The following is a 24,791-nucleotide window of genomic DNA, read 5'->3' on the forward strand; positions in this document are numbered from 1 at the left end:
CTGAAAGAGCGTGAAACGTCGTGTGCTCGGCTCGGCCGTGCTCGGCCTCGGAGCCGCCCTGGTGCTGGCAGGCTGCGGCGCCGGGCAGATCACCCAGACCAACACCATGCTGCCCGCCGTCAACGGCGCGCTCGGCGAAGCGGGCAAACTGGCGCTGCGCAACGTGAGTCTCGCCAACACGGAGAACTGTCAGCAGGCCTACCCGGCCGGTTCGGACGCTCCGCTCAAACTGGTCGTGGCCAACGGCGGCCCGAAGGACGACGAGCTCGTCTCGGTCGGCTCGCCGATTGCGGCCAGCGGCGCCGTTCAGGGCCAGCAAACCATCGTCGCCGGGAGCACCCTCGTGGTGGGAGTGACGAACGGTGCGACTGCCAGCCAGGCCGCCGACACCAGGATCGGGCACGCGACCGCGACCCTGCGAGGCCTGAAGTCCGCCATCTGGCCGGGCCAGCTGACCCCGGTCACCTTCACCTTCCGCGATGCCGGGGCGGTCACCCTCGAGGTGCCGATCGCGGCCCCGACGAAAACGCTTTCGTGCAACGAGGCGCAGCCGGCGGGCACCAGCCACTGAGCCTGCCAAGGTTGGCCGGCCGCCCTGGCGGGCGCGTCACGGGCGGGGAAACTGTCACCGGTAGCCGCTAGCGTCTCCTGCCGTGGCGAAGAAGGGGATCAGTTACCGCTGTGCGGAGTGTGGGTACGAGGCGGCCAAATGGGTCGGCCGGTGCCCGGAGTGCCAGGCCTGGGGCACCATCGAGGAGCGGGGCGACGCGCGCCCGGCGCTGGCCAGGGTGGCCGCGGGGGCGCCCAGCGCACCGGCGAGGCCGATCGCCCAGGTCGACCTGGAAGCGGCCAGAGCCCGGCATACCGGCGTGCCCGAACTCGACCGCGTACTCGGCGGCGGGCTCGTGCCCGGGGCGGTCGTGCTGCTGGCCGGCGAACCAGGTGTGGGCAAGTCCACCCTGCTCCTCGAGGTCGCGTATCAGTGGGCCGCCGCCAACGGAAGGCCCTCGCTCTACGTGACCGGGGAAGAGTCCGCGGGTCAGGTGCGGCTGCGTGCCGAGCGGACCGGGAACCTGCACGACGGAATGTTCCTGGCCGCCGAAAGCGACCTGTCGGCCATTCTCGGGCATGTGGACGCCGTGAACCCCGGCGTGCTGATCGTCGACTCGGTGCAGACGATGGCCTCCCCGCAGGCCGAGGGCTCGCCGGGCGGGGTCACCCAGGTGCGCGCGGTCACCGCCGGGCTGGTCGCGCTGGCCAAGGAGCGCGGCCTGCCGGTGGTGCTGGTGGGCCATGTCACCAAGGACGGCTCGGTGGCCGGGCCACGGGTGCTGGAGCACCTGGTGGACGTCGTGCTGCACTTCGAGGGCGACCGGCATTCCACCCTCCGAATGGTGCGCGGGGTGAAGAACCGGTTCGGGCCCGCGGACGAGATCGGCTGTTTCGAACTGCGTGACGACGGGATCGTGGGCGTGCCCGACCCGTCGGGGCTGTTCATGAGCCGGCACACCGAGGCCGTACCGGGCACGGCGATCACGGTCACCGTGGAGGGCAAGCGGCCGCTGCTGTGCGAAGTGCAGGCGCTGGTGGCGGAGTCCAGCCTGCCCCAGCCACGCCGGGCGGTGAGCGGGCTGGATTCCGCACGAGTCGGCATGGTGCTCGCCGTGCTGGAGAAGCGCGGCGGAGTGCAGTTCGGCAAGCAGGACGTGTACGCGGCGACCGTGGGCGGCATGAAGGTCACCGAGCCCGCCGTCGATCTCGCCGTGGTGCTGGCGATCTCGTCCTCGGTGCGCGATCGAGCGCTGTCGCCGCGACTGGTGGCCCTGGGCGAGGTGGGCCTGGCGGGGGAGATCCGGCGCGTCACCGGGGTCGGCCGCCGGCTCGCCGAAGCCGCCCGCCTCGGCTTCACTCACGCGATCGTGCCGCCCGATCCGGGCAAGCTGCCCGACGGCATCCGGGTGCTCGAAGTCGCCAGTGTCGCCGAGGCCCTCAACGCGGCCGCGCACGCTTAGGACCCGTTGAGGACTTCGGCGAGCCGGGGTTATTCCGCGAGCAGTTTGGCGCAGCGGATGAGACCGAGGTGGGAGTAGGCCTGCGGGTGGTTGCCCAGCGAACGCTCGGCGATCGGGTCGTACTGCTCGGGCAGCAGACCGGTCGGCCCGGCGGCGTCGACGAGCTGCTCGAACAGTTCCTCCGCCTCTGTCCGCCGCCCGCACAGCAGGTACGCCTCGATCAGCCACGCCGCGCACAGGTGGAAGCCACCCTCGCCGCCCGGTAGCCCGTCGTCGCGGCGGTACCGGTACACCGTGGAGCCGCTCCGCAGCTCGGCCTCGATCGCCGTGACGGTGGACTGGAACCGCTCATCGGAGGGATCCAGCAGCCCGGACAGCCCGACGAACAGCGAAGCCGCGTCGAGGTCGGTGCCGTCGTAGGCGGTGGTGAACGCCTGCACCTCGTCGTTCCAGCCGTGCGTCAGCACGTCGTTGGCGATCTCGTCGCGCAGTTTCGCCCAGTCTCCCGCGATCTCGCGCTCGTAGATCTCGCCGAGCCTGATCGCGCGATCGATGGTCACCCAGCACATTACGCGCGAATACACCCGGTGCCGCGGGACGTGCCGCTCTTCCCAGATCCCGTGGTCCGGCTCGGACCAGCGGCGGGTGGCCGCCTCGGCCATCGCCCGCACCAGGTCCCACTCCTCGTCGCGGAGTCCGCCGCGGACCTCGGCCAGCGCGCACACCAGCTCCACGACCGGGCCGAACACGTCCAGCTGGACCTGGTGGTTGGCCAGGTTGCCGACGCGTACCGGGCGCGAACCCGCGTACCCGGGCAGGGACTCGATCACGGCCTCGGCACCCAGTTGGGTGCCCGCGATCGTGTACAGCGGGTGCAGCCGTTCGGGACCCGCCAGCGTGTCGAGCACGTCGTGCAGCCAGCGCAGGTAGCCTTCGGCCTCCTTCACCGAGCCCAGCCCGACCAGCTCACGCACGGTCAGCGCCGCATCGCGGATCCAGCAGTACCGGTAGTCCCAGTTCCGGACGCCGCCGATCTCCTCGGGCAGCGAGGAGGTCGCCGCGGCGAGCACGCCGCCGGTGTCGCTGTTGCACAGGCCGCGCAGCGTCAGCGCCGAACGCGCGACCAGCTCGGTTTCCACGTGCGGCAGCTTGAGGGCGGACGCCCATTCGCTCCAGTACGCGCCCGCCCTGGCCCGTCGATCCACTTCGGACTCCTCGTGCGGGCCGAGTTCCGTGGTGCCGCAGCGAAGCTCCAGCACGACCGGGGCATCGGCGGTGGGCTGCACGAGCGCGGACGCGGTGTCGTGCAGGCCGTCCGAGGTGATTTCCCAGCTCACGCCGGGCGCCCGCAGCACGATCGGCTCCGAGGTGCCGAGCACGCGAAGACCGTCATCCTCGGCCACCAGCCGCACCGGCACGCCGCCGAACTCCGGACGCGGCGCGAACACCACGGACGCGGTGGCCGAGCCGGAGATCACCCGGACGAGATCGGTGCGGTGCGCCGGGCCGTGCGGTTCCAGGTAGTCGGTGACCAGCAGCCGGGACCAGCGGGTCTCCACCGTCATGGTGTTCGGCAGGTACCGCTGTCCCAGCGGCAGGCCGTTGCGGTGCGGCTTGACGGAGAAGTGCCCCGCGCTGCTGCCGCCGAGCAGGTCCGCGAACACGGCCGGCGCGTCGGGGCCGGGGTGGCACAGCCAGGTCAGCCGGGCGTCCGGGGTGAGCAGCGCCACGGACCGCTCGTTGGCCAGCATCGAAAGCCGCTCGATCGGGGGAGCCTGCTCGCCGTAGAGCCAGTTCCGCCGTTCCTCGAGGATGAAGGCGAGCACGGTCGCCACGTCCTCGGCGCCGCTGACCCGATACGTCGCGAGGGTTTCCCCGCCGCCGACCTTCACCCCGATGTCGGGGCCGGACAGCCTGGCGAACGCCTTCTCGTCGGTGACGTCGTCACCCAGGAAGATGGCGGCGGTGGCGCCGACCTGGTGCCGTAGCGTGTCGAGGGCCCGGCCCTTGTCGGTCTGGACCACCGCGAGCTCGACGACCTCCTTGCCGTCGGTGGTCGAGACACCGTCCCAAGTGCACGGTCCATTGTGGATTTCGGCGAGGACGCGTTCGGCCTGGTCGCGGTCCGCGCGGCGGACGTGCACGGCGATGCTCGCCGGCTTGACCTCCAGGTGCACGCCGCGAACCTCGTCGACGAGCTGGTCGAGCTCGCGCTCCAGCTCGCGGTGTAGTTCGCGGGCCTTGGCGTCGAGCGCGTGCACGAACCCGATGTCGAACTCGGATCCGTGACTGCCCACCAGGTGCACCTCGGCCGGCAGCCGGGACAGGGTCGCCAGGTCCCGCAGGGCGCGGCCGGAAATCACCGCGGTGGTTGTCTCGTGCAGTCCGGCCAGCGAACGCAGCGCACCCACGGACTCGGGCAACGGTCGCGCCTCGTCCGGGTTGCTCACGATCGGAGCGAGCGTCCCGTCGTAGTCGCACGCAACCAGAAGTCGCGGAGTGCGGGCGATCTGCACGATCGCACGGCGCAGTTCGGCGGGCAGGGACTCGGCGGTCAACACTCCTCCTCAGGAGCTCAAAGCATTTCGGTGTCAGTGTGACAGGTAGGCGAAGTTTACGAGAGTGGTTCTGACCCAAGCGCTTCCAGAAACGACCTTGCCCACCGATCCACATCGTGTGTAAGGACCTGTCGGCGCAGGGCGCGCATCCGACGCCTGCCCTCAGCAGGGTCGAGCGTAATAGCCGCCTGTAGGGCGTTTTTCACCCCATCGAGATCGTGTGGATTCACCAGAAAGGCGCTGGTCAGCTCGGCCGCGGCGCCCGCGAACTCCGACAGCACGAGCGCGCCGCCCAGATCGTGCCGGCAAGCGACGTACTCCTTGCAGACGAGATTCATCCCATCGCGTAGCGGGCTCACGACCATCACGTCGGCCGCCGAATAGAACGCGGCCAACTCCGCACGGTTGACCGACTGGTGCAGATAGTGCACGACCGGGTGCCCCACACGCGCGAATTCGCCGTTGATCCGACCCACCATCTGCTCTATCTCGGCGCGCATGCGCTGGTAGTGCTCGACGCGTTCCCGGCTCGGTGTGGCGAGCTGCACGAACGTGACGTCCTCCGGGCGGACCCGTCCCTCGTGGAGGAGTTCGTGCAGTGCCTGCAGGCGCAGGTCGATGCCCTTGGTGTAGTCGAGCCGGTCGACGCCGAGCAGCAGGGTCTTCGGGTTGCCGAGGTCACGGCGGATCTGCGCGGCACGCTCGGCCACCTGCTTGGTCCTGGCGAGCGCGTCCAGGCCGGCGGCGTCGATGGAGATCGGGAACGCGCCCACGCGCACGGTCCGGTTGCCGACCTGCATCATGCCCGGCCGCGACCGGACACCCACCGCGCCACGGCTCGGCTCGAGCCCGACCAGGGTGCGGGCCAGCCACAGGAAGTTCTGCGCGCCGCCCGGACGGTGGAAGCCGACCAGGTCCGCACCGATCAGCCCCCGCACGATCTCGGCACGCCACGGCAACTGCATGAAAAGCTCCACCGGTGGGAACGGGATGTGCAGGAAGAACCCGATCCGCAGGTCGGGGCGCAACTCGCGGAGCATGCTCGGGACCAGTTGCAACTGGTAGTCCTGCACCCAGACGGTGGCGCCCTCGGCGGCCACGTTCGCGCTGGCCTCGGCGAACCGGCGGTTGACCTTGACGTAGGCCTCCCACCACTTCCGCTCGAACACCGGCGGCTGGACGACATCGTGGTAGAGCGGCCACAGCGTGGCGTTGGAGAAGCCCTCGTAGTAGTCGCGCACGTCTTCACTGGTCAGCGTGACCGGGTAAAGCACCATGCCCTCGTCGGCGAACGGGTCGACCTCGACGCCCGGCACACCCGGCCAGCCCACCCAGGCGCCCTTGCGGGAACGCAGGAACGGTTCCAGCGCGGAGACCAGGCCGCCGGGACTGGCCGTCCAGCGCTGGGTGCCGTCGGAGGCACGGTCGAGGTCGACGGGCAGCCGGTTGGCGACCACGACGAAGTCCGCCGAAGCCTGACCGATTGCTGGTTCGCTCACGTCACCTGCTCCCTGTGCGCCTTCGTCTGGAGAACACTATCTCGTGGCGCGAAACGAAGATCGACCGCGCGGTAGGCCAACGAACGCTACTCTCTTCGCTTCAGGCGCATGCGCGAAATCGGGTAACTTCCGTGCCCTCGTACTGGCGCGCCGTGACGCGGAGATAGCGATCAATTCGCCTGGTCATGCCTTTCTATTCCAATCGTCGCCTCGCCGGCCGAAGCGGACCGGCCAGCCGGGGACCGGCCAGCTTGCGTTCCAGTCTGCCCAACCCGGTGCGCACCGGTTGCGCGAGGTACTCACCAAGCACCACGCCCGCCGCCAGGGCGAGCCCGATCCCGACCGCGCGCATCAGGGTCGACATCCCGTTCGCTTCGGTGGCCAGCTCGTACAGCCCACGATAGGTGGAAAGACCGGGCAGTAGCGGGGTAATTCCCGAAACGGCTACCACAAGAGGTGTGACTTTGAGCCGCCGCGCGAGCACGCCCCCGCAGAATCCGACCAGCGTCGCCGCGACGGCGGAAGAGGTGATGGTGTCAAAAGACGCCAGTATCAGCGCGCCGTACACCCCGGCGCCGATCGCCCCGGCCGCGCCGGCCACGAGCAGCGACCGCAGGGTGGAATAGCTCGCCAGCGCGAAGCACGCGGCGGTGCCGGCGCCCGCGACCGTCACCACGGGCAGGCCGAGCGCGGTCTGTGCGGGCAGTTCGGGCACGACCTGCCTGAATCCGGCGGCCTTGGCCAGGTTCAGGGCCAGCGCGACCCCGGTGATCAGGCCGGCGCTCATCAGCACGGTCTCCGTGGTGCGCCCGGCCGCGGTCACGTTGTATCCGGTGATCGCGTCCTGCACGGCCGAGACGGTGGACAGGCCGGACAGCAGCACGGTGATCGCCGCCGCGGCGACGAGAGTGGAGAACCGCTCCGGCACCAGCCCGGTGTTGACGATGACGGTGGCAAGCCCGGTGGCCACCAGCCCACCGACCACCTGCTGGAAGAAGAACGGCAGCGCGTACTTGTTGAGCTGGCGGCCGACCCGGTCCACCAGCGCCGAGATGACCAACGCGCCCCCCGCCACGTCGAGCCCGCCGCCGAGGATCAGCGTCACGAAGAAGGCCATCCCGCCCCAGGCGAGAGTCGCGACCCAGCGCGGATACGGATGTGGCGCGCTGGTGATCTTCTGCAGCTCGGCGTACGCCTCTTCGGCGCTGACATGGCCGCGGATGATCTGCTGGACGAGCATTTCGGTCTCGGACAGGCGCGTGTAGTCGAGGCTGCGGGAGCGCACCACCCGCAACGCGCTGACCGGCGCGAGCTCGGTGCCGCGATGGCAGGTCACGGTGATGGACGTGAAAATGACGTCGACCTCGCAGTGTGGCAGGCCGAGCGCGGAGGTCAGCGCGAGGATCGTCGCGGTGACGTCGGAAGCGCCCGCGCCGCTGGCCATCTGCACCTCGCCGACGCGCAGCGCGAGATCGAGCACGAAGTTGACGGACGGCTCGTCGGGCAGCGCCGGGCCGTGCTCGGCGCCGGAGTCCGGGGCGGGCTGCTCCCCGGTCGGCGCCTCGAGAATGTGCCAGGCCCTGCGGCGGGGCTCGGTCGCCCTCCTCCTCCGGTTGGCCCGGTCGACCGCGGGATCCCGCGGCGCTTCGAGTATGTGCCAGCCGCGCCTGCGATTCGCCGGCCCGCGAGCGCGCTGGTTGCTTTTCATACGGCTCCACCTCCCAGTTCCCACCGTCACCATCGCCATGCGGTCGCGTCGCGTAACATGGTGGTGACGGTGGTGTGCGCCACTTCGCCGATCATGCAGCAATCTCGGGGCCTCGGCAGCGGTTGCTACGATGACCCGCGTCCGGCCGACTTAGCTCAGTTGGTAGAGCAGCTGTCTTGTAAACAGCAGGTCAGGGGTTCGAGTCCCCTAGTCGGCTCCAAAAATCTTTCTTCGCGTCTGCGGACGTAGCAGCCGGTTTACCGTTCAGCCGTGTGGCGCATCTGTCGGGTCCGGATCCTGATCGAGCAGTTTGGCGTCGCGCGGAACGAGCGGCTTCTGCGTCATGCTCGTGAACGGACCGCCTCCTCGACCGCCGGCCATTGGTACGTACCAGGCCGAACGGGTTACCGTCGAGCGAGCGTTGCGGGCGCCGGTCGACGTCGATGTCACCAGGACACCCAGGCCATGGCGCCGATCTGGCCGTCGACGGTGACCTGTCCGCCGGAACCGGGTGCGCGAACGTCGCGGTCACCCCGGTATCGAGGTGCGAGGCGGCACCACCTGTCGTAGCGGTCTGACCGTGCCGGGCCAGCCGGTCGCCACCCACCCCGCTGGCTCGGCGGACCGGCAGCCGTTCGCGGGCTGCTTCATGCTGTGCGTCTACGTAACCGTAGGTGGGTGCGGAATTACGCGCGTACCAGGTTGTGGAGGTCGAGGTCGGTGCGTTGTTCGTCGGCTAGGTGGACGGCGAGCACGTATCGCATCGGCGTGCGGCAGGCCCAGCTCGGCGGCGGTTGTCTCTCGCACGGCGGCTGATGTCCTTGGCACTGGTGACGGGGTTTCTGGGATGGCCATTGTGTCCTCCGCCCGCGGCAGGGACGGGCAGGGCTGCTGTGTCATCTCCAGAACACGATGTCGACACTGTAACACCGCCCGCCACGATGGCGACCGCTGAAGCGGACCCGCGACAAGTGCCGTTGTCCCTCGGTGAGCTGTCTACTTCCCCAGTGCTGCTGGGACGCGGGGTGATAGGAAAGGGTTCGCCAGGTGTGGAACCTACTGGCGTTGGTCGGTTTGGCTGGGGTGATCGTCGCGGTCGTGGCCCTGATCCGCGGTCGCGTGCGGTGGGCGCGGATCGGCAGCCGTAAGGTTGCCGCGGGCGTATTGGGCGGCTCGTTCCTCGTGTTCGTCACCGGCGCCGCGTTCGCGGCCCCGGCCGCCCTTCCCCAGCATGACCTGGCGGTGGCGCCCCCTTCGACGACCAATATCGCCACCGCGTCGAGTTCGTCGCCGGTCCCGGTCGAGACCTCGTACACGCCCAGCAGCGCGCCGGTGGGGAAGCCGGTCGTGACCGCTGTCGCGCCTCCGCCGCCTGCGCCCACAACGGTCGCCTCTTTCGCGCCGAGGACGCGTACGCCGGTCCCGCCGTCGGCCGGTCTGTCCTGCACGGCCTCCATGTCCGACCCGCACCCGGCGGACTACGCGACCACCGACGTGCTTGTGCACACCGGTCGCGCTGGCGCGAGTGTCACCGCGACGGCGCACTACAAGACAACGGACACCACGCACAGCGCGCAGGCATCCGGGAACGGCGACGCCGACATCACGTTCCACATCAGCCGGGCCACACCCGGCTTCACCGTGTACGTGGACATCGCCGTCACGGCGCAAGGCGAGACCACCTTTTGCTCCACCTTCTTCACACCCCGGTGCACGTCGCCCGGCAAGTTCCCCTGCACGGAAATGGACGACCCGCACCGGTCGTACACCCCAACCGGAAGAAACTCTGTCGACAGCGGCTGAATCTGGATCTGGCACGGGTGCCGCCGCCGACGATGAGCCCTGGCAGTACTACGACCTCGGGCACGGATACTGCGGGGTGGCCATGGGCAGGCTGTTCATCAAGCCGATGTTCCAGCCTGTGACGTGGTAAATAGAGCGGTGCCGGTCATGCCGTCGCGGCGCCCGTCTTGAGCCCGACGTGTCGCCGGTTTGGCGTGGCCGCTCGCTGACTGCGGCCGCGATCGGTGTTCCTGCCACCGCCGGGCCGACGCTGCGAGCGTCTGTTTCCACGGTTCGTCAGGCTGGTCTTTCGGGGGCCGCCGTGGACTGACACCGACGTGAGGTCAGCTCACGCCAAGAAGGTGCCTTCCTGCGGTGCCGGATCGAAGCTTCAGCAACTCCGATCATCAACGCAGCAAGGCACCTTTGCCGCACAACGCGCCGAAAGGCCGACCGTCTCGAGTTCGGGACAGGGGCGCCACGGCGGGCCGGTGCGGGGCAGTGGAGGGATTTCGCGGTGACTGGTGTAGCGGTCACCGGTGGGGCCGTGATGATCAGGTCTCCGCCGCCCCTGCCCGAACCCTGTCAACCGATTCGGGTGGCACGGCAACTCTCACATGGATTGACGGTGGAGGCTTCTCTGATCGGAGGTGGCCGGAACGGGCACCAGTCGGCCTCACTGCCTGTGTCACGCGCCGGAATGAGCCTTGCTGCGAACGTCGAGCAGCGTCGCGATCGACGCCTTGTCAGCGTTCTCGGCGGCGACCTGGCCCTCCTCGCGCGAATCGGGCGCGAACCCGCAGCCGTATACCCCATTCGCTGTCCCGGCCGCGGAGAATTCCTGGACCGCGTGGAGTATTGCGCCGATAAAATCCGGTTGCGAGCCTGAAAGTTCCAGCGGCCTAAGATTCCGGCTGTCGAAATTCTTTCGAACCATCGTCTCGATGTTGCTCATGTTTGGATCCTTTCGTTGATTCGTCACCTGATCATTGAGCATGCTCCGGGACATGGCATCAACCGTTCGGTGGAACTTTGACAGCGGCTTCCTTGCGGCTCGTCGGTTCGGTGAGGCCGGAGCGTCTCGTTCCTGGCCGTTTGCCAGCTTTGCCTCAGCGATGCTGGTTGACATGATTCGTTTGAGAAGTCGGCTGTCGCCGTGCTTTCCGTGGCGGTTGCGCTGCTGACGTCGCCCGCGCAATGGCGGTTGCGCACGGCGGCCGCCTCCCCTCCGGAGGACTTCGATCATTTGCCCGTTGGTCGGGTCACGCCGGGCCACGGCTGGGCCACCGACACCTCCGGCGGCAGTCTGACAATCGAACCCAGCGACACCGGGCACGGCCGGGAGTTGCACATCCACACCGACGGGAACGGCCGTGCCTTTCTCGTGGTGCCCGGCCTGACTCCACCCGGCAACAGTTTCTGGATCCGCAGGCGTCTGAGGGTGGTCGCGTTCCTCACCGCCCCGACTGGACCCTCGCCGACGCTTTCGGCTCCGACTCGCCGACGCTGGCGCCCGCTCGGCGGCCAGTACGTGCCCATTTCTGGCGCCAACTTCTTTGGTGTGGGGTCGGACCCGGGCCCTGCGGGTGACTGGACCGCTTGGCAGACCTCGGTTCCGGCCGTCGCCCGGAAGCCGGCGCTGCGTGGAATTTTTCCTCGACGCCACCGACAACCGTGTCACCGTATACCTGGACGGTGTCGAACAGACCGCGTTCACAGTTTCCACAAAACAGCACGGCCGAAAATCGGGTGACTTCGTCTTCCCGCACTTCGACACCCGCAGGTTTGGGCTGGCAGCTCTACCAGGGAAGTTCGGCGCGAAAGTCGTTTGCGGCGCTTGGTTTCCTGTTGATGGGCGCCGGGCTCGTGACGGGCGCCTTCACCGGCACCGGCGACGGGTACTCGTTCGTGGTGATCTGGGTGAGCCTGGTCGGGCTGGGTCTCGGGTTCGCGCTTCCGTCCTACGACGTCCAGCTCGATTATGTGATCGTGAGTACCCACCGCGTCAGCGCACTGATCACCTACTTTCAGAACGAGGACAGCGGATGTGTCCGCACATCGTCGATGTGTGCGGCTTCCGGGTGGGTGAAGGCGCCGACCCGGGTGCTGTCCCGTCCGGACAGCCGACGGTCGGGATGCCTACTCGGCGGCGTTGCGGCGGAACGCACTCACGAGCGCAGGCCGACGTCACCAGTCGATCTCGGCGACAACACCGGTATGCGGCAACTTCCGCTTGTTGTCACAGGCGCCTTGTGACTTGCAAGCGACTGTTGTCACCGAAGGTTCGTCGCGCTGGGCATTCGCCGCGAGTTCCAGCGATTGTCGTCATCCGGTACGGGTGCTACTTGTCACCTGGCGCTGGTACCGACGCAGTTGTCACAAAATCGAAGGATATCCGGCGACCCTTGCCTGCTGGTCGGCGAAGTCGGTGGGGCCGCAACGCACCTTTTCCCTGCCCGGGAGCACCGCACGCGGCAACGAAAGATCGAGGTTGCTCAAGATCGCCCGGCTCCGCACCCGGGCGACCTGTCGCGTGACGGTCAGCCGTCGTGCCTGGTGAAGGATGCTCCGCTGCCCATGGGGCACCGGTAGCCGGTCGACCGAAGCGGTCGGGAGTCGGCAGCCAGCGTCGTCGTGCTGACCGATACCACGTCGTCCGGAGTCACTTTGTAGCGGATGTACTCGGTGACCGGATGATTCTGAGGGTCCAGCGTCTCGTGCACGTCCGAGAAGGCGATGTAGTCGTCCTGGAAACTGAGAAAGGCGTTGATACGGAGGCCACCGGTGACGGCCGGTCCGGGGGCGCCGGTGTCCGCTGCGGTGCAGTGGGGGAAGGAGACCGTGACGGCGACGTCCTCGCCCCGGCTCAACGCGGTGAGAAGCTGAGGATAGGTCGGCAGGGCCTCACCGCGACCGGGGCTGGACGTCACCACCTCCGATCCGCTCGCGCTGTCCTGGGTCAGCACGACCAGGCCGGCCGTCGTGATCAGGGACATCGCCGACAGGATCAGCTTTCCACGGAGCATCCGCTGGCACTCCTTCGTCATCGGTTTTCCATCCACAGTAGACAGACGTGGACCACACGGGGTGCTGCTGTCCGCAGCGCTCTCCACGGCCCGCGCCTCCGCCGCCAGCGCCGCTCAGCGCTGGAAGTGAACCGGGATGTACTGGTCGTACGATCGGTCGCCGGTGGCCGTGAAGTCCGCGCGGGTGACGATCGCGCACTGGACGGTGACGTCGCAGACGACGCCGTCCGCGATCTGGGGCCGGAGGTTGTCGAGGGTGGTGACGAAGGAACCGTTCGGACCATACGGCAGCGTGATTCCCGGCGTGCCGGTGGCAGTGTTGGTAATGCGACGGGACGATCCGTCCTTGGTCGCATGGCCAGGCAGGCAGGGTGTGGGGAGCGCGGTGTAGGTTGCGGGATCGCCCACCTTGACCGTGCTGGGTATTGCGCAGAACGCAAGGAAGATCCCCTGCGCGGTGTTATAGCCCGCGCCCTCGACCACGGACCGGCCACCGGACGCGGGCAGGGTGGTGAAACCGGCGATCAGGCTCAGGTGGAAGGTCGACCCGTCAGCGGTTGTGACCGTGCGCTCGGCGTAGCCCACCGCGGGACAGGCCGCCGCCGTGCCCGTCTGGGAGAACAGGAGCGCGAGCCCAGCCGAGGTCGCGACTATCCCGCGCCGGAAGAGCTTTTTCATGGATGTACGCACCGGACCCCGAGCCTTTCGTCGTTCGCGAGTCGACCTTACAAGAAAGGATCAGCGGATCCATCCGCACTCTGTGGAATTTTGTCGGCTTGCCGGGACTCGTCGCCCGCGTCCGTGCGATCGCGATGGTGCTCCGGATTCGTGTTCATTGGCTACCGGCCAGATGTGGGGAGGGCGGGAGTGCTGCGCTGGTGGAGATGCTGGGCACGGTGGCTGATCCGCGTAGCACCGTGCGGCGGCGGTGCTGGCGGTGCTCGATCTGACCGGTGTGGTCGTCACTGGGGACGCCGCGCATGCCCAGCACGCCGCCGCCGATCACCTGACGGCCGAGCGGGGCGGTGACTACGTGCTGACGGTGAAAGGCAATCAGTGCGCCACGAGGCGCTTCGGCACATCCCCGCTACAGGTGGGACAGACTCGAAGGGAGGTCCGCTAGGTCCGATGACTTTACCTGGAACCGAAAGGTGAAGGGGACCAGAGCATGTCAGCTAACCGGTGGCCGGGTCCAGGTGCCTGGGACGGTGCGCCGGGGGACCCGCGCGGTATGGCGAAAGCTTGACTGCCTGAACCCAATCGCCAGCGGCAGCAATTTACTGCCACCGGAACGGCGCCTGAAACCGGTGCCCGCCGTGGCCGGGACGTACTGGTTCGCCCTGGTCACCCTTTGCGGCGGGAGCGATGTCCAATGAGGACATTCAAGGAGATGAACGGGGCGCCTGCAGCCGCGCTGCAACGTGTGTCGAAGACGAACGTGGGATCACCGTCCCAGTCCGGCTGGCGGTGACGGAGTGCGCGTAGTAGTCGCCGGAGTCACGCCCGGCCTCGCCCAGATCACGGCGGTGCGGCCCAACGCCGCGCACGGCACCGGACACCACGTCACCGAAGGCACGAGCAAGGGTCGCATCGCGCGCCGCGCGATCTGGATCGCCCCAGCTACCGGCGTTGAGTTTCCCGGCGCCGAACAGGTGTTCCGCATCCGCCGGGACGCCCTGGCCCACAAGGGGAATCGACCGTCCAAAGAGGTCGTGCGCAGGGTCACCGGTCTCGCCGCTATCCAAGCCGGCCCGGAGGCGATCGCCGAGTTCGTCCGCCAGCACTGGGAATCGAAAACAAGGTCCACCGGGTGCGTGACGTGGTCTACCACGAGGACGCTCAGCACGCCTGCGCCGGCACCGGAGCCCAGGTCGTGGCCACCGTGCGCAACCTCGCACTCGGACTCCTCAGACTGGCCGGCATCACCCCCATCACCCGCACGCCGCAACGCATCGCCGCCGACCGAACCCGAGTCCTCCCCTATGATCGCCGCCACCAGGGCAAACCGACTTCGACGTTCCCCATGACCATTTTTCACGTCAGCGAGGGTGTCCATTCACGGGGTACCCGCAGGTAACCGGCTCTGACCTGGACGGCTTGATCGGGGCTCCTCGTAGGCCCTCGCATCGTCCCAGGTCGGAGGCACCCGTGAATGGACACCAGCGAGGCTGGCCGAAAATCAGCCTTTCTGCTGAGAAGGGAGCGGAGAGCAGCTGGATACGATGAAAGCGCAGCTGTTGCTGACGGAAGGTGGAGGTAGAACATGAACAAGATCGAGTCGGCCGCGAGCCAGGCCACGGCGAACAACTTCGAACCGCTCACAGTCCCGGCGAGCGGGCAACCGGTGGCTTGCCTGTACATTTTCAGTTTCATCTACGGCGGCGGCCGGTATGCCATTTGCGGCGATAACGACGAGAATTCCGACGGCGTGCCTTCCCTGAACGGCCTCGACCAGTTGTCGGTCGAAGACATCATCGCCGGTCGCTGACTCGTCGCCTGATCGCCTCGACCGTTTCACGATCATCTTGTGGTGTGACCTGATCGGGTCGGTGGCGTGTGAGGGTAAGGCAGCGAAGTTTCCGGCAGGTGGAGGAGTCCGGCCAAAAACTTCTCACCACGGGAGCTTCGCTCCGTGCCCAGTTCGCATGACGTGCGCCGACAAGCCTGCCGCCCGCAACCTCTTCTGGAACGACTGGGAAACAACCTCGACGCCAAGATCGGCGACCGAGGCGCTTCCTATCCGACGGCGAACGCCAACGAATAGCCATCGCCCGAGCACTCCTACGGCGCCCCGGCTGCTACTCCTCGACGAAGCAACCTCACAGCTCGACGCAGTTGACGAAGCCGCCCTCCGCGACGTCATACAGGCAGTATCCGCACGGATCACGATCATCGCGATCGCCCACCGGCTATCGACCGTCTTGTCGGCCTCCCACATCGTCGTGATGCACGACGGCACACTCAGATCCATCGGAGAACATCACACCTTGATGCGCGACGACAAACTATGCCAAACTCGCATCAAGCCGGCTTCTCAACTAACCGGCCCTTCTGGGTCAATTACCTGCAATGACGCAGAGCCCGAAGGTGCCCACCGGTGGCTCACGAGACGAGATTCGTCCCAGTTGACGGAAGGAATCGCAAATATGCACAAACTACTGAAGGGTGCGGTTGCCTCACTGGCCGCGGCCTCACTGGCCTGTGGCGTCTTCGCTTTGCCAGCCTCGGCCACGGGTGCCGTCGCGGGTCCTGGACCGGTCGATTGGTCGGCAACCCACGGCACGGCTACTGCGAAGGGCACCCGATGGGTGGAACCCGCCGGCCTTTTCGGAAATCTCGTGATCAAAGGTGAACTAACGAACACGGGCTCGGAGTGCTACTCCGTGTGGGTCAGGTTCAACCACGATCTCGTCCCCGGCGCTCCCAAAAAGATCGTCACGCAATGCGGACCCGGCACGACTACGCTCGAAATACGTCAATACTACGGTCCGACCATTACGGGCGCACTGCAGATCTGCCGCGGCCAAACAAACACCACCGACTGCGGACGCGCGGAAAACCTCACCTCATGGCCGATCGAACAGAACCGCGAACAGAGCCGAACGTGAAGCACGGGACCACGATCACGTGTCAGGTCAATGAATTTGCAGCGGACCTGTTTGGCGACCAGAGATTCCCTCCTCGTCGAGGAGGCCGCGCATGCCGCGACCACCGGCGACGCGGTGAAGCTTTTCGCGGTGACCGGCCTGGACAGGGCGGCCGAGGTGAGCCCGGTGAGCAACTGCCGCCGGCGCCGGCGCGGGACGTCCTGGTCAAGCGGCCGGTCGCCGACCTGGTCGAGTGTCCGACCTTGGGCGCCACCGCGAAGGCGACTCGGACCAATCCGCTGATGGACAACTACGCGGGCATGGCCATCATCGCGAACGCCCCGGGCTTGACGGGCGTGAGCCTGATCAGCGACGACAACTTCAACGCGATGCGGACCACCCGGGTGCTGAACCTGGCCACCCGCCTGCCCTGACAGGCAGCGTTGGCCACCCTTTGGGGTGGCGGGCTGGCCGTGGTCCACCGCGGGAGGGGAGGATCCGGTCCGGATACCCGAATCGGCGGCAGTGCGGCAGTGAGGACTCGGCGATGTCGCGAAGACAGCTCGAGGTCGTGGAGAGCTCGACCGATCGGTCCAGCGCGCCCCGGCGGCCGGCCGGACCCGGCGGTGCCCTGCTCGCGTTGCAGCGGCAGGCCGGAAACCAGGCGGTGGCGGCCATGCTCGGCGTCCAGCGCTGCCAGGGCAAGGACTGTGCCGACTGCGACCAGGAGCGGGGCGAGAGCACGCCGGTACAACGTGTCCCGGAGGCAAGTGTGCAGCGCGATGGGCCTTCGGTGAACGCTCCGCCGAACGCGCCCCAGGTGCCCGCACCGGTTCCGGCGCCGGTCGCGGTGACGGTGCCGCAGCTCATCGGCCCGCTGATGACGCAGTGGCGGGCGGCCGGCCTGCTCGATCCGCCGTTCCGGCCGGCCGGTGTGGAAGCGGTCCCCGACGTCCCGGCGCCTGGTGGCACGCAGGCCGCCGCGCCCGCCGGGGCAGCGGCGACGGGGGCAGCGGCCGCGGGGATGGTCGGTCCCGCCGTTGGCCCCGGAACCCCGCCCGTCCGGCCCCCGATGCCCCCCATGCCACCTGCCCGGCCGCCGGCGCCCCCGCTGTCACCGCCCGTCCGGCCTCCGGTGTCACCACCCGTCCCGACGCCGGTCGGGCCGGCGACCGCCCCGGGTCCTGTCCCCGGCCCCGCGGCAGGGCCGGACATCATCCCGGCGCCGCTGGTCGGACTGGCGGTGTTCCTGCTGGTGTTCCTGTGGCCTTCGACGACGGCCCCGCGGTGGATGGACGAAATCAGCCCGATCACGGGCGGGCCGTACGGCAGCCCGGAAGAGTTCGAGTGGACCGGCCGCCTCAGCGATCCGCAGAAGGAGTATCTCCGGCACCTCGTGCGCTCGCGGCGCATTCAGCCCGACGCCGCGGCCGACGGCGACGTCTCGCCGCAAGCCTTGCCCCAGCCCGAGCCGCAGCCCCGGCGCCGCCGCTCACCCACGTGCTTCGCCGCGCCGGTACCGCGCAGGGGCGGCCACGCCCGCCACGACGCGTACGCCACGAAGGTCACCGGCTCGCCCAACGACTACTACGTCCGCACTCCCCCGCCCGCGGTGGCGATCAACTACGACGGGCTGCAGAACGGTACCCGGAACGTGTGGGAGGTCAAGACCGGCTACGGGTGGTTCTTCAACCCGGACCTCGCCGGGCCAAGGGACTCCAGGCTGGCCCAGTGGGACGTCCAGAAGGACCTCGGGCTGCTTGTCGGGGGCCGCTGCGGGTATCTGCACATGTGGTCCCATCCCGACCGGCATATCGTGCAGTTGCTGATCGCCCGCTGGGGCGGTGTCCCGCCGGTGGCGAACATTCCGGAGTGACCACGTGACTGACGTTTTCCCGGCCGTCCGCCGCGTCACCGTCGACGTGGGGGCGTCGCGGCTGGCGGAACTGGCCGGTGGGCTGGCGCGCACCGCCGAGGTGCTGACGCGGCATGGCCTCGTGGCGGCGCCATGGCGGACCGGTGAGGCGCCCGGGACGCCGACCCCGGTGACCGAGGAGGCGCTGGCCGATTATCTCGGCGACGTGGAGGCGGCGCGAAGCCGCGGTGAGGCAGAGCCCTGCCTGCTCGTCTCCGGGGACCTGGTCGTGGTCGCGAACGTGACTCCTCCACCACCGCCCGGCCGGGCCACCGTGTGGTTTCCACTGCTGGTCACACCGCCGGTCGACACGATCCTGGCCCTGCTCGGCGATCTGGCGACGGCGCTCGGCGCCGGTCACGCGCACATCGAAGACGACCGGCTCGTCCTGCTCTACCAGTCCCGCCGCGCCACCGAGCGGGCCCGCGCGGCCGTGCCGGAGGAGTACCGCGCCTACATCCCCGATCCGCCGGACCTCCCGGTCGCGGGCCTCATCCCGCAGTTGCTGGTGCCGCAGGAATACGACACACGGCACGTGCCGCCCGGCGTCTGGTGGGTGAACTACTGGGGAGCGACGCAAGTCCAGACCGTCGGGGAAGACCTCGTCCGCGCGGCTTCGTGGGCGCGGATCGAGCAGGCCGGGGACGGGGCCCTCCTGCTCGCCGCCACCGACGAACCGCTCGACCCCGAGCGGGCCGACCACGTCGCCCGGCTGTCGGACCTGGTCGGCCAGCTCGGTCTGCGCGCGCTGCAGGACCGTTTCCGCTACGCCTGAAGCCGGTCCTGAAGCAGCCCGAGGACGTTGCCATCAGGGTCGGTGACGGTGGCCACCAGGCGGCCGCCACCGACGTCGTGCGCGGGCTCGTTCACGGCGGCACCCGCCGCCGTCACCTCGGCCAGCTTCGCCTCGATGTCCGGCACATGCCAGTAGGCCACCGGTGAGGTCATGCCCTGCGGTCCACCGCCCGGCACCAGCCCGATGTGCTGGCCTTCGGCCTCGAAGCCGACGTAGTAGGACTCATCGGTCTGCGGCGCGACGCCGAGCAGGGCCGCATACACCTCCTTGGCCTTCGCCAGGTCGGAAACGGGATGCAGCACGGTCTTGATTCCCTGGGTGGAAGAGCCGGTCATGGTCACTCCTGAAGTCGCAGAACGGGTGGTTTCCGTGACGGTCACGCTAGGTGCTGCTCGGCGGTCCGCGCTTCTCGATTCCTGATCGGTCTGGCTACCTCGCCGCAGGCGCGCGAAGTGAGAAAGAAAAGGGGCCGGTCCGGCGGTCGCCTCTCGGCGAAAAGTCCGAACGCGGCTACTGCGTGACCGGTATCCCGCGACGGTGATGAGTGAAGCCCGGGGGACACCCACACCGACTGCCTGGAGAAACGATGACTGATCCCCACTTCGCGCCAGCCCCGTTGAAGGCGGCCGAGCCGCAACATCGGCTGGCGAGCTTCGACACCTACCTGGACGCGCAGCGCCTCGTCGACCGGATGTCCGACGACGGCTTCCCCGTCGAACACGTCCGGATCGTCGGCGACGGCATCCGGACGGTGGAACAGGTCACCGGCCGGATGACCCGGGGGAAGGCCGCGGCGATGGGCGCGGTGTGTAACACCGTCTCAACCTTGCGCCGCAACGGGTTTTCCTGCCGACATGACCGCATGCCCGCCGGCCGGGCGGGCGGGGCTGATGCCAGGGCCGAACTTCCCTGCCGTCCCGGCGAACGTCCTCTCGCACTGGTGACCTCGTTCCCTGGTCGTGCTTTCGCCGATCCCATACCGTCGTATCAGGAAGTTGGCCTCCGCGAGGAGATCGAATCATGCGGGCACTGGACGTCATGAGTGTGCCGGTGGTGACGGTGGAACCGGATACCCCGGCGAAGCGGGCGGCCGAGCTGTTGTCGGAACACGGGTTCACCGCCCTGCCGGTGGTCGACGACGATCGGCTGGTCGGCATCGTCACGGAGGCGGACCTGATCGGCGATCGGATCCCGGCCGATCCACGCTACCGGCACGAGGAGCAGCGTGGCCGGTGTCCGGGCGGGATGGTGGCGGAGGTGATGACCAGCCCGGTCACCGGGATGGCGCCGGGTGCCGACCTTTCGGCGTTGGCGCGGGCGTTACTGGGCGCCCGGATCCGCGCGATGCCCATTGTGGACAGAGCGCGGGTGGTGGGCATCGTGACACGCGGAGATATCGTCCGTGTCTTCGCGCGCTCGGATTCGGAGATCGCCTCCGACGTGTTCCGCCACCTGACGATGTATGGCGGGGCGGACAGGTGGCAGGTGGAGGTCCGTGACGGCGTGGTGCGCATCGTGGACGCCTTCGATGACGAGACCGCTCGGCACGTCGCGACGGTGCTGGCCGAGGCCGTGCCAGGGGTGGTCAGCGCGCATGTATCGGCGGATGCGCGATGACCGGCGTGGAGGGTGCGATCGTCGTCGGCGTCGACGGGTCCGAAGAGTCGGAGCGGGCGGTGCGGTGGGCCGCGACGGAAGCCGGGTTGCGCAAGGCGCATCTGCACCTGGTGCACGGATTCGCGCCACAGTTGGAGTACGAGGGCACTGGGCTGGCGATGCCCCAGGAGGTGATCGCATCGCTGGTCCACGCTGCCCGCGACATCCTCGACCAGCGTGCGGCAACCGCCCGGCAGGTCGCCGGCGACGTGCCGGTGACGACCGAGACGGCGCAGAACCTGCCGGTGCCGCTGTTGCTGGAGTTGTCCCGCCGCGCCCGCATGATCGTGCTCGGCTCGTCGGGCAGCGGAGGTTTCACCGGGATGCGGATCGGCTCGACCGCATCGGCGGTGGCCGCGCACGCCCGGTGCCCGGTCGTGGTCGTCCGCGGGACCGCCGGGGAAGGGCCGGTGGTTGTCGGGGTGGATGGCAGCCCGGTCAGCGAACGCGCCATCGCCGCCGCGTTCGATGAGGCGTCCTGGCGGCAGGCGCCGCTGGTCGCGGTGCACGCCTTCGTTGACGTCGAATACATCAGCGGGTGGCACGCCACCGAGGAAGAGGAGCGGGCTGTGTTGGCGGAAAGCCTGGCCGGGTGGCGGGAGAAGTACCCCGATGTGGGGGTCGAGCGGATCGCGGTGCTGGACCGGCCCCGCCATCAGTTGCTGGACTGGTCGCAACGGGCGCAGCTGGTCGTGGTGGGCAGCCGGGGACGCGGCGGGTTACCCGGCCTGCTTTTGGGCTCCACGAGCCAGGCGCTGATCCAGCACGCCCACTGCCCGGTGATGGTCGTCCGCCCTTAGTTGGAAAGGACTTGCGATGCGCGCGTACCCCGGCGACGGGATCGTGATCAAGAGCCGGACCATGGGAATGTTCGAGCAGCGCGGGCGGATCATGGAGGTGCGATCCGCCGACGGCTCGCCCCCGTACGTCGTGCGGTGGCTGGCCGATGACCACCTGTCGGTGTTCTTTCCCGGAACCGACGCCATCGTGCTGACCCCCGGCGAACTGGCGGCCGCCGACGAGCGCGAGCGCGCCCGGTTCACCGCCGTTCGGCAGGCCATCACCCACCTCCGCCCGGCAAGCGGGACGGTAAGCCCCCGGAATCCGGGTCCGCCGGCACCTGACCGGCCGTTCGTCGCTCGATAGCTTCACCGTCAAACCACAAGGGAGACATCATGCGGGAAAAGCGCTGGCACGTCGACATCTTCATCGACGAGCACGAGAGCAAGACCAGGGCACATGCGCGGCTGCACAACCCGGACGAGACGGGCTTTGTCGGCGTCGGCACCGCGCGGTTGAACCCACGCGACGTCGACGTTCCCGAGATCGGTGACGAACTGGCCGTGTCCCGGGCGCTGTCCGACCTCGCCCATCGGCTGCTCGACGCCACAGCGGGCGACATCGAGGCCATCACCCATAAGAAGGCGCACCTTCACCGGTGACCGCGGCGCGCAGCTCGACGGCGGGCTTCGGCGAGTGTCCGCACCAGCGCGGTCCCTGGCGCCGCCACGCCGACGGACCAACCTGCCGTGGTTCACGGAAGTTCCCGAGGCGCGGTCCTTCGCATCGGGCATCCTGTTTTCGAGGCTGAGGTATGACCGGGCTGCACACCGACCTGTACGAGATCCGCATGGCGACGAGCTACCTGCGGCGCGGGATGACCGAGCCCGCGACGTTCAGTCTGTTCGCCCGGGCGCTCCCGGATGATCGGGGATTCCTGGTCTGCGCCGGACTCGCCGACTGCCTCGATTTCCTGGCGCGGTTTCACTTCGACGACGAGGAACTGGACTATCTGGGCGAGGAGCTCGGCCTGCCGGACAGCGACCTGGATGCCCTGGCGCACCTGTGCTTCGAGGGTGACGTGTGGGCGGTTCCGGAGGGCCGGGTGGTGTTCGCCAACGAGCCGCTGCTCGAGGTCACCGCGCCGCTGCCCCAGGCCCAGCTGGTGGAAACCGCGCTGCTGAATTTCCTGACCTTCTCCACCGCGGTGGCCACCAAGGCGGCCCGGTGCCGGATCGCCGCGGACGGAGCCGCTTTGGTGGATTTCTCGGCGCGGCGCACCCATGGCGTGAATGCCGCCTTCGCGGCGGCCCGGTTGTCGGCGATGGTGGGTTTCGCGGGCACGAGCCACGTCGCGTCCGCGTGCCGGTTCGGGCTGTGGCCGGTCGGCACGATGGCCCATTCCTACATCGAGGCCTTCTCCAGCGAGCGGGAGGCGTTTCGGGCGTTCGCCGAGGACTTCCCCGAGGCGACCGTGTTTCTTGTGGACACCTACGACACGCTGGCCGGTGTGCATACGGCCATCGACGTCGCGAAAACCCTGAATCTGCCGGGTGGGCGCGTCGCGGTGCGGCTGGACTCCGGCGATCTCGACGCCCTGGCGCGCGCGGCCCGGAAAATTCTCGACGACGAGGGCCTACCGGGCGCACGGATCATGGCCAGCGGTGGGCTCGACGAACACGCCATCGCCCGGCTCACCGCCGCGGGCGCTCCCATCGATTCCTACGGCGTGGGCACGAAAATGGGCGTCTCCGCGGACGCGCCCTCCCTGGACACCGCCTACAAGCTCGTCGAATACGCCGGCAGACCGGTCATGAAACGCTCAACGGGCAAGGCCACTTTCCCCGGTCCCAAGCAGATCTACCGCGGCGAGTCCGGCGAGCCGGACGTGCTCGCTCTGCGCACCGAGCCGCCGCCCGAGGGCTACCGGCCGCTGCTCACCCCGGTCATGCGAACCGGTGAACGAGTGGGGAGCGGGCACGAGCTGTTCGACGCACGTAGCCGGTTCGAACATGACCTGGCATGGCTCCCCGAAGCCGCCTTGCGGCTGCGTGCCGCCGAACCGGTCCACGTCCGGCGATCCGCACAACTGAATGACCTGCTAGCGCGAACACTCCACGCATCGACGTCATGACCGCTATCAGCGGACGGTGCGCGCCAGAACAGGCGAGTGCCACACCTGGTCAACGGAACGAGAGCGGCCGGCCGTCGGTCCTCAAACGCCTGGGTCGGTGGGGTCTGTTTCAGGTCGGCCGGTGGGGGTCGGTGGTGGCGAGGGTGAAGTAGGCCTCTTCTTCTTGGGCGAAGTGCAAGGTCAGCACCGCGTCGAGGCCGTAGAGGGTCGCGCGAAGGTCGTCGATCTGGTCGCGCTGGATGCCGTCCGGGGATTCGCCGAGGTGCCGGCCGAGGCGACGGGCGAGGCTTTCGATCTCGGCGTGACCGCGGCTCATGGTCACCGTTCCTTCCGGGCCGCCCAGTACCTTGGTCAGTGCCGGGTAGAGCTGGGTCTCCTCGGCCCGTTCGTGGGGGAGCAGTTGTCCGGTCAGCAGGGTGTAGGCGTGACGGACGGCGGCGTCCGCGTCAGGGCCGGGTCCGCAGGCGAGCGCGTCGGCCGCTTGCCGCACCGTGGTGCGTGCGGCGAGCAGTTTGGGATGTTCGCGCGCGAACCGGTGCAGCAGCTCATCGGTCCGTGCGGGTGGCCGGTGTCGTGCCGGGATGCGCAGGGCGCGCAGTGCGTTGAGGATGACCGCGACCGTGGCGTGCGCCCTGCCTCCGCCGAAGTCCGCCCCGACGACGACTACGACGGCTCCCGCGAGCTCCAGCGCGCCGCCACCGAGTTCCAGCGAACAGTCGACCAGCTCGACCTCGGTGGCACCGGCCGCGTTCCGTACCGAGACCGGGGACTGCGGCAGCTCGGCAGCTCAAGTGCCGGTGAGGCCGAAAGGCGCACCACAGACCGGCGACGGCTCGCTCAGCGGCCAGGTCCACTGACTTCTTCGCCTGACTCCGACCGGAGCCCAATGACCGGCTGGGATACCCGGTCACCCAGGTCCGGTGGCCGTCGCGGTTGTCCTCCGTGGGAATGGAATCAGTGCGTCGCGTGGTTTTCGGGGCGACAGGGTACATCGGCGGCGCGATCAACTCGGCGGTGGCCAGCGGGTCCCACCAACTCGTTCCGCCTGACCAGTAGCGGCGAGGGCACTAAGGCCCGGCTTGTCAATGACCGCCGACTCTGCTGGGAACCCGTCGCGGGGTCGAGTGTGGACGTAGCGCAAAACCAGCTTGGAGTCCTGCGATGACCCTTGTTTCGCCGACGATCGGTGGGCCTGTTCGGCTTGCCCTGGACGCGGCCATCCGCGCGCCGTCTCCGCACAACTCGCAGCCGTGGCGGTTCGAGGTGACCGGCGAGCGGATCGACGTCTTCCTCGACACCGGGCGGGTCCTCGACGTCGCCGACCGCGACGCCCGCGAA

Annotated in this window: 25 protein-coding genes, 1 tRNA gene and 1 pseudogene; 19 read left to right on the forward strand and 8 right to left on the reverse strand. The window is 68.6% G+C overall.

The window, feature by feature from the left end; translation table 11 throughout:
* The first annotated feature begins 10 nt into the window (after nucleotides 1-10).
* Both VJT49_RS25970 and radA read left to right on the forward strand, forming a co-directional pair.
* Nucleotides 11-571 carry a hypothetical protein gene (locus VJT49_RS25970; protein ID WP_324167542.1) on the forward strand — a complete coding sequence of 187 codons (561 nt, stop codon included), beginning with the start codon at nucleotides 11-13 and terminating at the stop codon, nucleotides 569-571.
* An 82-nt stretch (nucleotides 572-653) separates the two neighbouring features.
* Nucleotides 654-2,012, forward strand: coding sequence for a DNA repair protein RadA (radA, locus tag VJT49_RS25975; RefSeq protein WP_324167543.1), 1,359 nt, complete (start codon nucleotides 654-656; stop codon nucleotides 2,010-2,012).
* Nucleotides 2,013-2,041: 29 nt separating this feature from the next.
* Here the strand turns inward: radA and otsB are convergent, their stop codons facing one another.
* From otsB to VJT49_RS25990, 3 genes are all read right to left on the reverse strand, one after another.
* Nucleotides 2,042-4,573 carry a trehalose-phosphatase gene (otsB, locus tag VJT49_RS25980; protein ID WP_324167544.1) on the reverse strand — a complete coding sequence of 844 codons (2,532 nt, stop codon included), beginning with the start codon at nucleotides 4,571-4,573 and terminating at the stop codon, nucleotides 2,042-2,044.
* Between the two features lie 53 nt (nucleotides 4,574-4,626).
* Nucleotides 4,627-6,069 (reverse strand): trehalose-6-phosphate synthase, encoded by a 1,443-nt coding sequence (locus VJT49_RS25985; RefSeq protein WP_324167545.1) that lies wholly within the window; start codon nucleotides 6,067-6,069, stop codon nucleotides 4,627-4,629.
* A 193-nt stretch (nucleotides 6,070-6,262) separates the two neighbouring features.
* The gene (locus VJT49_RS25990) at nucleotides 6,263-7,777 is read right to left on the reverse strand and encodes a threonine/serine ThrE exporter family protein (protein ID WP_324167546.1); all 1,515 of its coding nucleotides are present in this window, start codon (nucleotides 7,775-7,777) and stop codon (nucleotides 6,263-6,265) included.
* Between the two features lie 144 nt (nucleotides 7,778-7,921).
* Between VJT49_RS25990 and VJT49_RS25995 the strand changes: the two genes are divergently transcribed.
* Both VJT49_RS25995 and VJT49_RS26000 read left to right on the forward strand, forming a co-directional pair.
* Nucleotides 7,922-7,997 (forward strand) — tRNA-Thr (locus tag VJT49_RS25995).
* Between the two features lie 827 nt (nucleotides 7,998-8,824).
* Nucleotides 8,825-9,580, forward strand: a complete 756-nt coding sequence (locus VJT49_RS26000) for a hypothetical protein (RefSeq protein WP_324167547.1) — start codon at nucleotides 8,825-8,827, stop codon at nucleotides 9,578-9,580.
* Between the two features lie 667 nt (nucleotides 9,581-10,247).
* On the opposite strand, the gene VJT49_RS26005 is transcribed toward VJT49_RS26000, so the two are convergent.
* The gene (locus tag VJT49_RS26005) at nucleotides 10,248-10,514 is read right to left on the reverse strand and encodes a hypothetical protein (protein ID WP_324167548.1); all 267 of its coding nucleotides are present in this window, start codon (nucleotides 10,512-10,514) and stop codon (nucleotides 10,248-10,250) included.
* Between the two features lie 830 nt (nucleotides 10,515-11,344).
* Between VJT49_RS26005 and VJT49_RS26010 the strand changes: the two genes are divergently transcribed.
* A complete protein-coding gene (locus VJT49_RS26010; protein WP_324167549.1) occupies nucleotides 11,345-11,815 on the forward strand; it encodes a hypothetical protein in 471 nt (156 codons plus the stop codon).
* A gap of 284 nt (nucleotides 11,816-12,099) precedes the next feature.
* Here VJT49_RS26010 and VJT49_RS26015 read toward each other — a convergent pair whose 3' ends face one another.
* Nucleotides 12,100-12,606: a VirK family protein gene (locus VJT49_RS26015; RefSeq protein ID WP_324167550.1), complete on the reverse strand. Its 507-nt coding sequence runs from the start codon at nucleotides 12,604-12,606 to the stop codon at nucleotides 12,100-12,102.
* A gap of 93 nt (nucleotides 12,607-12,699) precedes the next feature.
* Nucleotides 12,700-13,263 carry a hypothetical protein gene (locus VJT49_RS26020; RefSeq protein WP_324167551.1) on the reverse strand — a complete coding sequence of 188 codons (564 nt, stop codon included), beginning with the start codon at nucleotides 13,261-13,263 and terminating at the stop codon, nucleotides 12,700-12,702.
* A 250-nt stretch (nucleotides 13,264-13,513) separates the two neighbouring features.
* On the opposite strand from VJT49_RS26020, the gene VJT49_RS26025 reads away from it, so the two are divergent.
* The 7 genes from VJT49_RS26025 to VJT49_RS26055 all read left to right on the forward strand — a co-directional run bounded on the left by VJT49_RS26025 (nucleotide 13,514) and on the right by VJT49_RS26055 (nucleotide 18,862).
* Nucleotides 13,514-13,708: a hypothetical protein gene (locus VJT49_RS26025; protein ID WP_324167552.1), complete on the forward strand. Its 195-nt coding sequence runs from the start codon at nucleotides 13,514-13,516 to the stop codon at nucleotides 13,706-13,708.
* 687 nt (nucleotides 13,709-14,395) lie between these two features.
* Entirely contained in the window at nucleotides 14,396-14,662 is a 267-nt protein-coding gene (locus VJT49_RS26030) for a hypothetical protein (protein ID WP_324167553.1), read from the forward strand.
* Between the two features lie 186 nt (nucleotides 14,663-14,848).
* Nucleotides 14,849-15,073, forward strand: a complete 225-nt coding sequence (locus VJT49_RS26035; RefSeq protein WP_324167554.1) for a hypothetical protein — start codon at nucleotides 14,849-14,851, stop codon at nucleotides 15,071-15,073.
* A 157-nt stretch (nucleotides 15,074-15,230) separates the two neighbouring features.
* The gene (locus VJT49_RS26040) at nucleotides 15,231-16,193 is read left to right on the forward strand and encodes a hypothetical protein (protein WP_324167555.1); all 963 of its coding nucleotides are present in this window, start codon (nucleotides 15,231-15,233) and stop codon (nucleotides 16,191-16,193) included.
* Nucleotides 16,194-16,435: 242 nt separating this feature from the next.
* Nucleotides 16,436-16,606, forward strand: a complete 171-nt coding sequence (locus VJT49_RS26045) for a hypothetical protein (RefSeq protein ID WP_324167556.1) — start codon at nucleotides 16,436-16,438, stop codon at nucleotides 16,604-16,606.
* Nucleotides 16,607-16,719: 113 nt separating this feature from the next.
* Nucleotides 16,720-18,048 carry a DUF6310 domain-containing protein gene (locus VJT49_RS26050; protein ID WP_324167557.1) on the forward strand — a complete coding sequence of 443 codons (1,329 nt, stop codon included), beginning with the start codon at nucleotides 16,720-16,722 and terminating at the stop codon, nucleotides 18,046-18,048.
* Nucleotides 18,049-18,052: 4 nt separating this feature from the next.
* Nucleotides 18,053-18,862, forward strand: a complete 810-nt coding sequence (locus tag VJT49_RS26055) for a hypothetical protein (protein ID WP_324167558.1) — start codon at nucleotides 18,053-18,055, stop codon at nucleotides 18,860-18,862.
* On the opposite strand, the gene VJT49_RS26060 is transcribed toward VJT49_RS26055, so the two are convergent.
* Nucleotides 18,853-19,218, reverse strand: coding sequence for a VOC family protein (locus VJT49_RS26060; RefSeq protein WP_324167559.1), 366 nt, complete (start codon nucleotides 19,216-19,218; stop codon nucleotides 18,853-18,855). The two genes, VJT49_RS26055 and VJT49_RS26060, sit on opposite strands and share 10 nt — an antisense overlap.
* Nucleotides 19,219-19,469: 251 nt before the next feature.
* Between VJT49_RS26060 and VJT49_RS26065 the strand changes: the two genes are divergently transcribed.
* From VJT49_RS26065 to VJT49_RS26090, 6 genes are all read left to right on the forward strand, one after another.
* The gene (locus tag VJT49_RS26065) at nucleotides 19,470-19,925 is read left to right on the forward strand and encodes a general stress protein (RefSeq protein WP_324167560.1); all 456 of its coding nucleotides are present in this window, start codon (nucleotides 19,470-19,472) and stop codon (nucleotides 19,923-19,925) included.
* Nucleotides 19,904-20,500, forward strand: coding sequence for an HPP family protein (locus tag VJT49_RS26070; RefSeq protein WP_324167561.1), 597 nt, complete (start codon nucleotides 19,904-19,906; stop codon nucleotides 20,498-20,500). The genes VJT49_RS26065 and VJT49_RS26070 overlap by 22 nt, the downstream gene beginning before the upstream one ends.
* Complete coding sequence (locus VJT49_RS26075) at nucleotides 20,497-21,339, forward strand: universal stress protein (protein ID WP_324167562.1); 843 nt, start codon at nucleotides 20,497-20,499, stop codon at nucleotides 21,337-21,339. Before VJT49_RS26070 ends, VJT49_RS26075 begins: the two co-directional genes overlap by 4 nt.
* Before the next feature lie 16 nt (nucleotides 21,340-21,355).
* Nucleotides 21,356-21,685, forward strand: coding sequence for a DUF1918 domain-containing protein (locus VJT49_RS26080; RefSeq protein WP_324167563.1), 330 nt, complete (start codon nucleotides 21,356-21,358; stop codon nucleotides 21,683-21,685).
* Between the two features lie 29 nt (nucleotides 21,686-21,714).
* A complete protein-coding gene (locus tag VJT49_RS26085) occupies nucleotides 21,715-21,981 on the forward strand; it encodes a DUF1876 domain-containing protein (RefSeq protein ID WP_324167564.1) in 267 nt (88 codons plus the stop codon).
* 152 nt (nucleotides 21,982-22,133) lie between these two features.
* Nucleotides 22,134-23,453, forward strand: a complete 1,320-nt coding sequence (locus tag VJT49_RS26090) for a nicotinate phosphoribosyltransferase (protein WP_324167565.1) — start codon at nucleotides 22,134-22,136, stop codon at nucleotides 23,451-23,453.
* 109 nt (nucleotides 23,454-23,562) lie between these two features.
* On the opposite strand, the gene VJT49_RS35450 is transcribed toward VJT49_RS26090, so the two are convergent.
* On the reverse strand, nucleotides 23,563-24,231 hold the full coding sequence (locus tag VJT49_RS35450) for a hemerythrin domain-containing protein (protein ID WP_414636094.1): 669 nt from the start codon (nucleotides 24,229-24,231) through the stop codon (nucleotides 23,563-23,565).
* Between the two features lie 383 nt (nucleotides 24,232-24,614).
* Here VJT49_RS35450 and VJT49_RS35455 point away from each other — a divergent pair.
* Nucleotides 24,615-24,791: pseudogene (locus VJT49_RS35455) on the forward strand (nitroreductase); the annotation flags it as partial.

It is taken from the genome of Amycolatopsis sp. (assembly GCF_035276945.1).
Classification (GTDB): domain Bacteria; phylum Actinomycetota; class Actinomycetes; order Mycobacteriales; family Pseudonocardiaceae; genus Amycolatopsis_E.